Origin of the sequence: Mesorhizobium sp. M0909 (genome assembly GCF_040319515.1) — a bacterium.
GTDB lineage: Bacteria > Pseudomonadota > Alphaproteobacteria > Rhizobiales > Rhizobiaceae > Mesorhizobium.
The window spans coordinates 473,954-486,616 of the sequence record NZ_JAMYOA010000001.1 but is presented as its reverse complement, the minus strand read 5'-3'; the positions used below and the strand labels follow the sequence as shown (position 1 = coordinate 486,616).

Genomic DNA, 12,663 nt, shown 5'->3' with positions numbered 1-12,663 from the left:
GACCCTGGGATCCATGCCGTTACCTGGCGGCAGTGCTCCGGCGGACGAGAACCAAACGCTACCACGCCGTTCCCGCGAAAGAGCTCGAACCCAGAGTCTACGCGACGTCGCTTCGCTCCGGCGCAGACCCCTGGATGACGAAGGAAGCCGGTCGGCAGCAACCGTCGACAGTCCCTTTCAGACTCAGTCGCAGAACCAAATCCTCTGTGCCGACGACCTAGGTCGTCAGGGTTAATTCTCCCAATCACCGGAAGGGACTAGCATCAACGCAGTCCCAACAGGGATGAGGCGATCAATTTCGGCCGCGCGTCCAGCATCATTGCCGCCTCGGTCCTGCACGGCCAGAAGAAAAAACTGGGAGGAATGCATGACGAAACCAACTCACCTCAGGCATCTCGGTATCCTCACATTGGCAGGTCTCGTTGGCGCGTGTCTGAGCGCCGCCGCGCCTCGGGCCGCCGAACCCGACAAGGCCGAGATAGATGCCCTGCGTAAATCGCTGTCCAGATATGAAGATTACAAGGTTGCCGTTCGCGAACTTTATCTGTCGACGGTTGGATGCGTCTTCTACAGCGGCGAAAAGGTGGAAGGGGCGATGGACTACCCGAAGGGCGCAATGGGCATCCATTTCGTCAATGTCACGACTGTCGGCCCGACCGCAGATCCGACGCGCCCCAATGTGCTGATCTATGAGCCGGTCGGTAACGAGTTGCGCCTGGTCGGCGTGGAATGGCTCGTGCCGTTGACGCCGGACACCAAGGAGCCGCCGAAGCTTTTCGGCCAGACATTCATGGGGCCGATGGAGGGGCATTACCCGCTCATCCCCAAGGAGTTCCACCACTACGACCTTCACGCCTGGCTGTTCAAGGAGAACCCGCTCGGAATGTTCAGCCCGACGAACCCGGACGTGAAATGCGACAATTATGCATTTCCGATGCCGGAGCAGCCGACCAAGATGGTGCCGGGGCCGATGTAAGCGACCTCGTTACCGCTGAGGCTATCGGAGGGCCGGCCGCGGCCTCAATAGCGGTTATCCCAGGAGGGCTCCTGGGATAACGCCAGCCGAGCTCGCGGTTTCTCAGGTGGGAAATGGTGCCCCTAGCCGGGATCGAACCAGCACTCCTTGCGGAACTCGATTTTGAGTCGAGCGCGTCTACCAATTCCGCCATAGGGGCTCAGGCCGGGCGGCCTGGATGGGCGCGGACTATACGGTTGGAGGCCTGTTCGTCAACTGGCCAAATCCCGACATCTGGGCTCGCTCAAGCCTCAGCCTTTCGATTTCGTGAAGCAGCTGCCATTGTGCAGCGCGGAAAATCTTTCTAGACAGGCGGCGCATGTCATTGAAGCGCGCCTTGTCCGACGAGGTTGATGCGGGGCGCTTCCAGGTCTTGTTTGTACATGTCGTGATCTCAAGACCGCGTCTGGTTTGGGCGTGCATTAGGAGTGCCGATGCTTCGCGGACTTTACGACTGGACCTTGTCGCTGGCGGCGAGCAAATCCGCCGAATGGTGGCTGGCCTTCATCGCCTTCGTCGAGAGTTCGGTGTTCCTGGTGCCGGCCGACGTCCTCTATCTGCCGATGGCGCTGTCGCGGCCGGATCGCGCCTATCGTTACGCGCTGGTCGCCACCGTCGCCTCGGTGCTCGGCGGCATCGCCGGCTGGTTCATCGGCCATTATGCCTATGATGCGGTGGCGCGGCCGATCCTCGAATTTTATGGCAAATATGACGAGTTCGAAGCGATGCGCGTCTCATCGGGTGTCGGCTTCATCATCCTGATGCTGGTCACCTCCGGCCTCGCCCATCTGCCGCCGATCAAGGTAGTGACGATCCTGTCGGGCGTCATCGGTGTTCCTTTGCTGCTGTTCATCGTGCTGGCAATCGTGGCGCGCGGTGCTCGCTTCCTGTTTCTCGCGTGGCTGTTGCGCCGCTATGGCGAGCCGATCCGCCACTTCATCGAAAAGCGCCTTGGCCAGATTGCGGGCGCCGGCGCCGCTGCCCTGATTTTGCTCTATATCGTCGTCAAATACGCCGTCTGAACGGCATCGAACCGAACGGACTGAGCCCGATGACAGCGACCGTGAATGCCGATACCGGACGCCAGCGGCTGCGCACCGCCCTGTTTCTCGCCGTCGCCATGGCCGCGACCGTCGGCTCGGCGCTGGCCTTCCAGTATGTTGGCGGCTACATCCCCTGCAAGCTCTGCCTCGAGCAGCGCACGCCTTACTACGTCGGCGTGCCCTTGATGCTGCTGGCGGTGCTTGCGTCGGCGCTTCGGGCACCAGCCTGGGTAAGCCGTGGCCTGCTGGCCATTGGCGGCCTGCTGATGCTCTACGGCGTCTATCTCGGCGTTTATCACTCCGGCGTCGAATGGGCGTGGTGGCCGGGCCCGACCGATTGCACGGCAGCCGCAGGGCCGGTGGACACCGGCGGCAAGGGCGTGCTCGACGCGCTCGACAAATTCGTCCCGCCTTCCTGCGACAAGGCGGCGGTTCGCATCCTCGGCCTGTCGCTGGCGGGCTGGAATGCCATCGCCAGCTTTGTCCTCGCCGCAGTCGCGTTCCGCGGCGCCTTTGCCCGCGACTGAGTGGCACAACGCAGAATTCGTTCAGAAATTCGTCAGGCCGGAGTGCATGACGTAGTTTTCGAGAACCGGAGCGGAGCGTGCTAAACTACGTGAGCACCGGCCTACGCCGGCCGTAGCCTTAACTACCACGCCACGACCGCTCATGAATGCTTCGGCCGGCGAAGGCCGGAAGCGTAGAAAGCTGCGTCAGCCGACCGGCATGGCGGATTTCTGCCGAACTCTATGGTTCGAGTTCGACATCCCAGTACAGATAATCCATCCAGCTTTGGTGCAGATGGTTGGGCGGGAACAGCCGGCCGTTATTATGCAAATCATGCACCGTCGGCTGGTAGGGCTTCTGCAGCGGCCACATCTTGGCGTGGGCCGGCATCATGCCGCCCTTCCTCAGATTGCAGGGCGAGCAGGCAGCGACGACATTCTCCCAGGTCGTGGCGCCGCCGCGATGGCGAGGAATGACATGGTCGAACGTCAGATCGTCCGGTGTGCCGCAATATTGGCACTGGAAACGGTCGCGCAGAAAGACGTTGAAACGGGTAAATGCCGGATGCCTCGACGGCTTCACGTAAGCCTTCAGGCTGACGACGCTCGGCAGCTTCATCGAAAAGGTCGGCGAAGAGACGGCGTGTTCGTATTCGGCGACGATGTTCACCCTCTCGAGGAACACCGCCTTGATGGCATCCTGCCAGGACCAGAGCGACAGGGGGTAATAGCTGAGCGGACGGTAATCCGCATTCAGCACCAGCGCTGGAAGCCCATCCGGAGATACGGCAACCGTCACGTCGTTGACCTCCTTCACCCTAGAACCGGTCGACGCGGATACTGTAAGCCCGACATGACAGGGATGTGAAGCGGATTGTCGATCATGCCGGGTCTCAAAAACGCATGATTTCAATGCTTTTTTGCGGATTCAGGCCGGAGGCGCGGCATCCCTGCCCTTCAATTCGCGATAATAAGCCCAGAAAAGCCGCGATGCGACACCGCGCCACGGGCTCCATGATTCGGCAAGCCGGATTAGCATTTTCTCCGGCGGACGCGGGTCGATGCCGAGCGCATGGCCGACCGCGCTCTGCAAAGCAACGTCGCGCGCCGGAAAGATATCCGGGTGTCCGGCGGCAAACAAAAGGTAGACTTCAGCCGTCCACGGGCCGATGCCCGGCACTCTGGTCATGGCCGCGATAGCCTCGCTTGCATCGAGCCGGCAGAGGTGATCGAGGTCGAGCCCGTCGGCCACCGCCTGGGCGACGGCAATCAGGCCGCGCTGCTTTGGCCGCGACAGCCCCGCGTTGCGAAAGATCGCCTCATCGGCGGCAAGGATCGCCTGCGGCGTCAGCGGATCGAGCAGTTCCGTCAGGCGGCCGAAGATGGCATCGGCGCTCGCGCGGGACACTTGTTGCGAAACGACGATGGAAGCAAGGCTCCTGAACCCCGGCTCCGACAGCCTGAGCGGCACCTCGCCAGCCATGCCGCGCACTTTTTCCAGGCGTGGGTCGAGCAAGCATAGCCTATCCAGCCCTTGCGCAATGTCGTCGAGGCTGGCGATGCGTTGCATGTCTGCTTGTTCCAAAATCAAAAGTGCCGCACGTTTCGTCACGTGTCCCTCTGGACGCACGACGCCGCCGGCGCAAAGTAGCAATTGGCGAAAGCGCCGCACAACCCGATTGCCCGCCGGACAATGACACTGCTGACATTCCGCTTCGCGCCGAGCCCGAACGGCGAACTGCATCTCGGCCATGCCTATTCGGCGCTGCTCAATCAGAAATTGGCAAAGGCGGCGGGCGGACGCCTGCTGCTGCGCATCGAGGACATCGACACGACGCGCTGCACGCCGGAATTCGAAGCAGGCATTTTTCGCGACCTGAAATGGCTGGGGCTTGGCTGGGAGGAACCGGTGCGCCGCCAGTCCGAGCATTTTGCCGAATATCGGGCTATGCTCGAACGGCTGATCGAGGCGGAGCTTGTCTATCCGGCCTTCATGAGCAGAAGTGAGATCCGCGCCTTCATCGCCGACAGCCAAAAGCGCGGCCGCGACTGGCCGCGCGACCCGGACGGCGTGCCGCTCTATCCCGCCGCCGACAAGGCGCTGCCGGCGAGCGAACGCAAACGGCGCATCGCCGAAAATGTGCCATTTGCCTGGCGGTTGAACGTCGATGCGGCAATAGGGCGCGCCGGCAAGGACCTGTCATGGGCCGAATACACGGACGAGACGCTCTCCGCGACGCGTCGTGTCGAAGCCCATCCGCAGGATTGGGGCGACGTGGTCGTGGCGCGCCGCGAAATCCCGACCAGCTATCATCTCGCCGTCACCGTGGATGACTCACTGCAGGGCGTCAGCCATGTCGTGCGCGGCCAGGACCTTTATTCCGCGACCAGTGTGCAGCGGCTGCTTCAGCAGTTGCTTGGCCTGCCGCAGCCGGCCTATTTTCACCATCGCCTGATCCTCGGCCCGGACGGACGAAAACTGTCGAAGAGTCTTGGCGATACCAGCCTTGCCGCCCAGCGTGCGGCGGGCGCCTCGCCCGACGATGTAAGGCGGCTGGTCGGTCTCTAGCTGGACCGGCGAGCTGACGGCCATCAACGGCGCTCCTTCAATTCAAATGACTCTATGGATCAACCGTTTGGTTTTGCTTGCCGGCCCGAACGGCATTAAGCAGTCGCCGCAGTCGATCCCTCACCCGAATTCACCGCGGCCTCCTGAAAATGCACAGCCTCAAGCGGTTCATCCCCGCCTCTTTCGTCCTCCTGTGGGCGACCGGCTTCATCGGCGCGCGCTATGCCATGCCGTGGGCGGAGCCCTTTACTTTCCTGGCCGCGCGCTTTGTCCTAGCCGCAATCCTGCTTGTCGCTTTGATGGCCGCACTTGGTTCGAGCCGCGCCACCCGCGACGAGGCGCTGCACGCGACCGGCGCCGGCATCCTGATGCATGGGGTCTATCTCGGCGGCGTGTTCTGGGCCATCCACCGGGGCATGCCCGCTGGGCTTTCAGCCTTGATCGTCGGCCTGCAGCCGCTGATCACGGCAGTGCTCGCCGGCCGGCTTCTGGGCGAGGCCATCCTGCCGCGCCACTGGGCCGGTCTCGGCCTCGGGTTGATCGGCGTGGTAATCGTGCTCTGGCCGAAGCTCGGCGCGCTCGGCGGCGGGGTGACGGCCGAAACACTGGGCGCCTCGCTGGTCTCCGTACTCGGCATGAGTGCGGGCACGATCTGGCAGAAGCGTTTCGCCTCCGGCGGCGATCTGGTGGCTGCCACGTTCTGGCAATATGTCGGCGGCGCATCGGTGATGGCTCTGGCCTCGCTCGCCTTCGAGACCCGAACGGTCATCGTCAACGGCGAACTGATGTTTGCCATGGCCTGGCTTGTGCTGGTGCTGTCGATCGGCGCCATCTTCCTGTTGATGGTGATGATCCGCGACGGCGAGATGTCGAAGGTCGCCTCGCTGTTTTACCTCGTGCCGGCCGTCACCGCGGTCATCGCCTGGGCATTGTTCGGTGAGCAGTTGAGCCCGCTCCAGATCGCCGGCATGGCAATCGCGACGCTCGGCGTCGGGCTGGCGACCGCTCAGCCGCCAAAAGCATGATCCCAAAAAAGTGGGAACCGGTTTTCGGAAAAGATCATGCTTAACTCAGCCGACTCTCGCACGCGCCTCTAAATAGCGGCTGATCGCGGCGTTGAGCTCGCCACCGAGGATGAAGATCGCCGAGACGATATAGAGGAATACGACGGCGATCATGATCGAGGCGAGGCCGGCATAGGTCGTCACATAGGACGAGAAATGATCGAGATAGGCGGCGAAGATGGTCGACCCGATAAGCCAGCCGATCAGCGTGAAGATGATGCCAGGCACGATCGAAACGAAGCGGCGCTTGCCGGCCGGCAACCAGAAATGCACGGCGAACAGGCCGCCGATGATGACGACCGAGGCGATGACGTAACGCCACAGCGTGATCGTGCCCATGTAGGGCTTTATCCATTCGAAATGCGACTCGGCCAGCCGTGCCAGCAACGGCGCGAAGACCAGCAGCACGCTGATCGCCAAAAACCCGGCCGTCGCGATCAGCACGAAGATGATGCTCTGCACCCGCCGGTAGATGATGCCCCGCGTTTCCGAGACACGATAGGCGCGGTTGAGCGAGGTGCGCAGCGCCTCGATGCCGTTCGAGGCGAAGTATCCGGCAAGCACGATACCGTACGTCAACAGGTCGCTGCGCCTAACGGTAAGCACGTTGAGCACTTCGCGCGCGATCGGTTTGGCGATCTGCTCGGGCCATGTGTCGAACACAAGGTGCACGGCGGTGTCGGCGAAGGCCTGCGCGCCGAAAAAACTCGCCAGCGTCGTAGCGAAGATCAGGAAAGGAAAAAGCGCCATCAGCGCGGTGATCGCCAGATGGCTGGCCATTGCCCAGCCGTCGTCGGTGTTGAAATGGCCGAGCGCGTCGTAGAGGACGCGTTTAAGGGCTACGATCTTCCGCAACAAGAACCGCGTTCCCTTCGATTGTCCGGACGCCGCGAATATGGGAAGGGTTTGCAGTAAATGACAACCCTAGGTCAAACCACCATTCCTCCCGGAAAAGAGTTGCGCACCATCATTGTCACAGGTGCCTCTTCCGGTATAGGCGCCTATTGCGCCCATGCTCTTAAGAAGGAAGGCTGGCGGGTGTTCGCAACGGCCCGAAAGCCCGAGGATATCGCCGCGCTCGAGGCCGACAGCATTGAGGCCTTCTATCTGGACTACACCGAACCCGGATCGATCGAGGCGTTGGTGACGTCGGTGCTGGAACGGACCGGCGGCCGGCTCGGTGCGCTCTTCAACAACGGCGCCTACGGACAGCCCGGCGCCGTCGAGGACCTGCCGGTCGAGGCTTTGCGGCAGCAGTTCGAGGCCAATGTCTTTGGCTGGCATGATCTCACTCGCCGCGTCGTACCGGTGATGCGCCGCCAGGGCCATGGTCGTCTCGTTCATTGCTCGTCGATCCTCGGCCTCGCGCCGGTGCCTTTTCGCGGCGCCTACTCGGCATCGAAGCACGCTATCGAAGGGCTGATGCTGTCCCTCTATCAAGAACTCCGGGGTAGCGGCATCCATGTTTCGCTGATCGAGCCGGGGCCGGTGAAATCGAAGATCGCCAGCAACAGCCTCGCATGGTTCCTGGCGAATATCGATCACGAGAATTCCGTTCATCGCCTCGCCTATGCGGCGCAACTCAAACGGCTGCGGGCCGGCGGCAGCACATCGCGGCTGAAGCCCGGGCCGGAGGTGGTTTATGCCGCCTTGCACCATGCGCTTCTGTCGCGGCGCCCGCGCCCGCATTATGTGGTAACAGTGCCGGCCAGGATCGGCGCGATCCTTAAACGCATCCTGCCGGCATCTGCACTCTACCGTCTGCTCGCCAAACGCGCCTGAACGCAATTCATCTGGAACACATCATGGCAACCGTCTTCAACATCCTCGCCGTTCTTGTCATGGTCGCAGTGGTGATCGTGCTGATCCGCGGCCTCATCAACATGATGCGCGGCGGCTCCAGCATGACCTCCAACAAGCTGATGCAGACGCGCGTGCTCTTGCAGTTCGTGGCCTTGGTGCTGATCATGCTGGCGGTGTATTTCACCCGTAAGTGACGCGGCACCAGCCGGGAGGTACCCCGTGGTCAAGCTCAACAAGATCTACACCCGCACTGGCGACGACGGCACCACCGGTCTCGGCTCCGGCGAGCGGCGACTGAAATCCGACCTTCGCATCGACGCCTACGGCACGGTCGACGAGGCCAATGCCTGCATCGGCATGGCCCGCATCCATACCGCGGCAGTAAATCCGGCGATCGATGCGATGCTCGGCCGCATCCAGAACGATCTTTTCGATCTCGGCGCCGATCTGGCAGTCCCCGATAATGGCAAGCCGCTGGACTACGAGCCGCTGCGCATCGTAGCCTCGCAGACCGACCGCGTCGAACAGGACATCGACCTCCTCAACAAAAATCTGCAGCCGCTCAAATCCTTCGTGCTCAATGGCGGCACGCCGGCCGCCGCCGCCCTTCACCTCGCCCGCACGGTCGCGCGCCGCGCCGAGCGCATCATGGTGGCGCTGTCGCAAGACCCAAACGAGCCCGTCAACCGCGAGGCAATAAGGTACATCAACCGCGTCTCGGACTTCCTGTTCGTTGCCGCGCGCGCGGTCAATGACAACGGAAACGCCGACGTGCTATGGGTTCCTGGCAAGAACCGCTGAAATCCGCCGAGCTGGGGACCCGATGTTCATCCCGCTTTACGACACCAACAGGCTGCGGCACATCAAGCTGCAATATGTGACCATCGGCCTGATCGCGCTCAATATGTTGATCTACCTTGTCACCACGCTTGGCGGTGAGGACTTCTCCAACGCCGCGGTGCTGGGCCTCGGCTTCATCCCGTCGGTCGTGCATGACAGCGTCGAGCTCGATCCGCAATTCGTCGTCATTCCCGAGAGCCTGAGCTACCTGACCTATTCCTTCCTGCACGCGGATATCTTCCACCTCGGCGGCAACATGCTGTTCCTGTGGGTATTCGGCGACAATGTCGAGGATGCACTCGGCCACATCCGCTACCTCATCTTCTACCTGCTTTGCGCCATTGCCGGCGCTTTCTTCCAGGGTCTGGTGGCCTGGGATTCGCAAGTGCCGCTGATCGGTGCGTCGGGCGCCATCGCCGGTGTGGTCGCCGCCTATCTGATCCTTTATCCCCGCGTAAAGGTATGGGTGCTGGTCTTCGCCCGCATCCCGTTGCGTATCCCCGCCTTCATCCCGCTCATCCTGTGGATCCTGTTCCAGATCTTCATGTTTGCCCAGGGAGGCGAGGATCAGGTCTCCTGGGCTTGCCATATCGGCGGCATCATCGCCGGAGCCGTGCTGGTGCTTGTCTTGCGCAGCCGCGGCGTGCCGCTGCTCGCCGCTGCGGATGAAGAGACTGTGGTGGTCGCCGGCCATGTGCCCGTTGCCGTAGAGCCGGCGCCAAGCGAACCACAACCTGCGCAGCAGGCGCCGCGCTGGGGCCGAGGAAGCGTTTCCGGTCCGGACTGAACTGATTTGAGTGCTTCGCCGAGGATCCGAGTGCGCCCGGATATTGACGCGCGGGGTCGCCGCAACTACGGAAGCGCCACCCTACTGGCGTGGCGAAGACCAGAATTCCGTCCGGAATGTCGGCTTTCGACAACTCTGAAGAGGTGCACGCTGCTATAGCGCGTCCGACGAGCGTGAGAGACTATCGTGAAAGAGGTGACAGGCAAATGAAGATCCTTGTGCCCGTGAAGCGGGTTGTGGATGCGAACGTCAAGGTCCGGGTGAAGGCGGACGGTTCGGCGGTGGAACTCGCCAACGTCAAGATGGCGATGAACCCGTTCGACGAGATCGCGGTGGAAGAGGCGATCCGGCTGAAGGAAGCTGGCAAGGCCGAAGAGATCATCGTGGTGTCGATCGGGCCGCAGCAGGCACAGGAGACCTTGCGCACCGCACTCGCCATGGGCGCCGACCGCGCCATCCTGGTCAAGACCGACGAGCAGACTGAGCCGCTGGGCGTCGCCAAGGTGCTGAAGGGCGTCGTCGAGGCAGAACAGCCCGGCCTTGTCATTCTCGGCAAGCAGGCGATCGACGACGATTCCAACCAGACCGGCCAGATGCTGGCCGCACTTCTCGGCTGGGCGCAGGGCACCTTCGCCTCCAAGATCGTGCTCGACGGTGAAAAGGCCACGGTGACGCGCGAGGTCGATGGCGGCCTGCAGACGCTGGAACTGAAGATGCCGGCAATCATCACGGCGGATTTGCGGCTGAACCAGCCACGCTACGCGTCGCTGCCCAACATCATGAAGGCCAAGAAGAAGCCGCTCGACGAGAAGAGCCCTGCCGACTACGGCGCGGACGTCAAGCCGCGGCTTAAAGTGATCAAGACCGAGGAGCCGGGCGGCCGCAAGGCGGGCGTCAAGGTCAAGAGCGTCGCCGAACTGGTAGACAAGCTGAAGAACGAAGCCGGCGTGCTCTAAGGAAATCCGATGAGGCCGGCCGGCAAACGGCCGGTTTCTCCGCTTCCGGTGCTCACGTACTGAAGTACGCTCCGCTCCGGTTCTCGAAACCAACCGTTTTCGACTCAGCCTGACCGGATTTCAGGAGCCTCGAAGACGAAAGTCAGGAAAACATCATGGCTATTCTTCTGATTGCCGAACACGACAACGCGGCGCTTTCCGACCAGACCGCCAAGGCGCTTTCGGCGGCGCTGCAGATCGGTTCGGACGTGCATGTGCTGGTTGCCGGCAAAGATGCCAAGCCGGCAGCGGACGCAGCCGCCAAGCTCAAGGGCGTTACTAAGGTGCTGCTCGCCGACGCTGACGAACTGACCGAGCGTCTCGCCGAACCGCTGGCGGCACTCGTCGTTTCGCTTGCTGAGCCATATGAGACGATCATCGCGCCGGCGACCTCGTCGGGCAAGAACGTCGCGCCCCGCGTGGCGGCGCTGCTCGATGTCGCCCAGATATCGGAAATCATCGAAGTCGTGTCGCCCGACACCTTCAAGCGGCCGATCTATGCCGGCAACGCCATCCAGACGGTGCAGTCGAGTGACGCTAAGAAGGTCATCACGGTGCGCACCGCCTCCTTCCAGGCAGCACCCGAGGGCGGTTCCGCGCCGGTCGAGACGGTTCAGGCGGCGGCCAATCCCGGCCTGTCGAGCTTTGTCGAGAACAAGCTCTCCGAGACCGACCGTCCAGAGCTGACCTCGGCCAAGATTATCATCTCGGGCGGCCGTGCGCTGGGCTCCTCCGAGAAGTTCCAGGAGGTCATCCTGCCGGTCGCCGACAAGCTCGGTGCGGCGGTTGGCGCATCTCGCGCCGCCGTCGATGCCGGCTATGCGCCGAACGACTGGCAGGTCGGCCAGACCGGCAAGGTGGTAGCGCCCGACCTTTATATTGCCGTCGGCATCTCCGGTGCCATCCAGCACCTTGCTGGCATGAAGGATTCGAAGGTGATCGTTGCCATCAACAAGGACGAGGAGGCGCCGATCTTCCAGGTCGCCGACTACGGTCTCGTCGGCGATCTCTTCGTCATTCTGCCGGAACTGCAAAAGGCGCTTTGACGCCTTCTGCCAAAGCGTATTAAATTCTGACGGGTGGGGTAGACGAAGTCGCCCCGCCCTTTTAGTTTGCACTGCACAAAAAACGGGCCGCAAAGGCCTCGACGGGATCGGGTAATGAGCAAGATCGAGACGATCGGCATCATCGGCGCGGGCCAGATGGGTGGCGGCATCGCCCATGTGTCGGCGCTGGCGGGCTATAAGGTGCTGGTTTACGATATTTCGCCCGACCGCATCGAAAAGGGCATCGCTACGATCAGCGGCAACATGGCCCGTCAGGTCGGCTCCGGCAAACTCGAGGAAAAGCTGCGCAATGAGGCGATGGCGCGCATTTCGGCGGCGCCGGCCATGGCCGACCTTGCGGGCGCCGATCTGGTGATCGAAGCGGCGACCGAGGACGAGACGGTCAAGCGCAAGATTTATGCCCAGCTCTGCCCGCAGCTCAACCCCGAAGCCATCCTGGCGACGAACACATCATCGATCTCGATCACACGGCTGGCTTCCCAGACCGACCGGCCGGAACGCTTCATCGGCATACATTTCATGAATCCGGTTCCGGTGATGAAGCTGGTCGAACTGGTGCGCGGCATCGCCACCGAAGACCAGACCTTCGAGGCGGCAAAAACCTATGTGAAGCAGCTCGACAAGACGATCACCGTCTCGGAGGATTTCCCGGCCTTTATCGTCAACCGCATCCTGCTGCCGATGATCAACGAGGCGATCTACACGCTCTATGAAGGTGTCGGCTCGGTCGATGCCATCGATACCGCCATGAAGCTCGGCGCCAATCATCCGATGGGGCCGCTGCAGCTTGCCGATTTCATCGGGCTCGATACCTGCCTGTCGATCATGCAGGTGCTGCATGACGGACTGTCGGATTCGAAATACCGCCCCTGCCCGCTGCTGGTCAAATATGTCGAGGCCGGCTGGCTCGGCCGCAAGACCGGGCGCGGCTTTTACGACTATCGCGGCGAGCATCCCGTTCCGACACGCTGATT

At 62.2% G+C, this 12,663-nt stretch carries 15 protein-coding genes and 1 tRNA gene; 12 read left to right on the top strand and 4 right to left on the bottom strand.

Features of this window, described 5'->3' with window-relative positions; all coding sequences use genetic code 11:
- The first annotated feature begins 367 nt into the window (after nucleotides 1-367).
- Complete coding sequence (locus NKH83_RS02545; protein ID WP_352476299.1) at nucleotides 368-976, top strand: hypothetical protein; 609 nt, start codon at nucleotides 368-370, stop codon at nucleotides 974-976.
- Between the two features lie 114 nt (nucleotides 977-1,090).
- Here NKH83_RS02545 and NKH83_RS02540 read toward each other — a convergent pair.
- Nucleotides 1,091-1,175, bottom strand: a tRNA-Leu gene (locus tag NKH83_RS02540).
- 274 nt (nucleotides 1,176-1,449) lie between these two features.
- On the opposite strand from NKH83_RS02540, the gene NKH83_RS02535 reads away from it, so the two are divergent.
- Together NKH83_RS02535 and NKH83_RS02530 are read left to right on the top strand one after the other, a co-directional pair.
- Complete coding sequence (locus NKH83_RS02535; protein ID WP_023721063.1) at nucleotides 1,450-2,037, top strand: YqaA family protein; 588 nt, start codon at nucleotides 1,450-1,452, stop codon at nucleotides 2,035-2,037.
- Between the two features lie 29 nt (nucleotides 2,038-2,066).
- The gene (locus NKH83_RS02530) at nucleotides 2,067-2,585 is read left to right on the top strand and encodes a disulfide bond formation protein B (RefSeq protein ID WP_352476298.1); all 519 of its coding nucleotides are present in this window, start codon (nucleotides 2,067-2,069) and stop codon (nucleotides 2,583-2,585) included.
- A gap of 220 nt (nucleotides 2,586-2,805) precedes the next feature.
- Here NKH83_RS02530 and NKH83_RS02525 read toward each other — a convergent pair whose 3' ends face one another.
- Complete coding sequence (locus NKH83_RS02525) at nucleotides 2,806-3,363, bottom strand: HNH endonuclease (protein WP_254816681.1); 558 nt, start codon at nucleotides 3,361-3,363, stop codon at nucleotides 2,806-2,808.
- 129 nt (nucleotides 3,364-3,492) lie between these two features.
- The gene (locus tag NKH83_RS02520; RefSeq protein WP_254816680.1) at nucleotides 3,493-4,134 is read right to left on the bottom strand and encodes a DNA-3-methyladenine glycosylase family protein; all 642 of its coding nucleotides are present in this window, start codon (nucleotides 4,132-4,134) and stop codon (nucleotides 3,493-3,495) included.
- A gap of 123 nt (nucleotides 4,135-4,257) precedes the next feature.
- Between NKH83_RS02520 and gluQRS the strand changes: the two genes are divergently transcribed.
- Both gluQRS and NKH83_RS02510 read left to right on the top strand, forming a co-directional pair.
- Nucleotides 4,258-5,133: a tRNA glutamyl-Q(34) synthetase GluQRS gene (gene gluQRS, locus NKH83_RS02515; RefSeq protein ID WP_352801944.1), complete on the top strand. Its 876-nt coding sequence runs from the start codon at nucleotides 4,258-4,260 to the stop codon at nucleotides 5,131-5,133.
- Nucleotides 5,134-5,282: 149 nt separating this feature from the next.
- Nucleotides 5,283-6,158, top strand: coding sequence for a DMT family transporter (locus NKH83_RS02510; RefSeq protein WP_352476296.1), 876 nt, complete (start codon nucleotides 5,283-5,285; stop codon nucleotides 6,156-6,158).
- A 45-nt stretch (nucleotides 6,159-6,203) separates the two neighbouring features.
- On the opposite strand, the gene NKH83_RS02505 is transcribed toward NKH83_RS02510, so the two are convergent.
- The gene (locus NKH83_RS02505; RefSeq protein ID WP_254816677.1) at nucleotides 6,204-7,055 is read right to left on the bottom strand and encodes a YihY/virulence factor BrkB family protein; all 852 of its coding nucleotides are present in this window, start codon (nucleotides 7,053-7,055) and stop codon (nucleotides 6,204-6,206) included.
- Nucleotides 7,056-7,112: 57 nt separating this feature from the next.
- Between NKH83_RS02505 and NKH83_RS02500 the strand changes: the two genes are divergently transcribed.
- From NKH83_RS02500 to NKH83_RS02470, 7 genes are all read left to right on the top strand, one after another.
- A complete protein-coding gene (locus NKH83_RS02500; RefSeq protein WP_352801942.1) occupies nucleotides 7,113-7,979 on the top strand; it encodes an SDR family oxidoreductase in 867 nt (288 codons plus the stop codon).
- Nucleotides 7,980-8,002: 23 nt separating this feature from the next.
- Entirely contained in the window at nucleotides 8,003-8,194 is a 192-nt protein-coding gene (locus NKH83_RS02495; protein WP_023677950.1) for a twin transmembrane helix small protein, read from the top strand.
- Between the two features lie 25 nt (nucleotides 8,195-8,219).
- Complete coding sequence (locus NKH83_RS02490) at nucleotides 8,220-8,801, top strand: cob(I)yrinic acid a,c-diamide adenosyltransferase (protein ID WP_254816675.1); 582 nt, start codon at nucleotides 8,220-8,222, stop codon at nucleotides 8,799-8,801.
- Nucleotides 8,802-8,823: 22 nt separating this feature from the next.
- On the top strand, nucleotides 8,824-9,627 hold the full coding sequence (locus NKH83_RS02485) for a rhomboid family intramembrane serine protease (RefSeq protein WP_352801940.1): 804 nt from the start codon (nucleotides 8,824-8,826) through the stop codon (nucleotides 9,625-9,627).
- Between the two features lie 206 nt (nucleotides 9,628-9,833).
- A complete protein-coding gene (locus tag NKH83_RS02480) occupies nucleotides 9,834-10,583 on the top strand; it encodes an electron transfer flavoprotein subunit beta/FixA family protein (RefSeq protein WP_352801938.1) in 750 nt (249 codons plus the stop codon).
- A 155-nt stretch (nucleotides 10,584-10,738) separates the two neighbouring features.
- Nucleotides 10,739-11,668: an electron transfer flavoprotein subunit alpha/FixB family protein gene (locus NKH83_RS02475; RefSeq protein WP_352476293.1), complete on the top strand. Its 930-nt coding sequence runs from the start codon at nucleotides 10,739-10,741 to the stop codon at nucleotides 11,666-11,668.
- 114 nt (nucleotides 11,669-11,782) lie between these two features.
- On the top strand, nucleotides 11,783-12,661 hold the full coding sequence (locus tag NKH83_RS02470; RefSeq protein ID WP_023677945.1) for a 3-hydroxybutyryl-CoA dehydrogenase: 879 nt from the start codon (nucleotides 11,783-11,785) through the stop codon (nucleotides 12,659-12,661).
- Nucleotides 12,662-12,663: the final 2 nt, after the last annotated feature.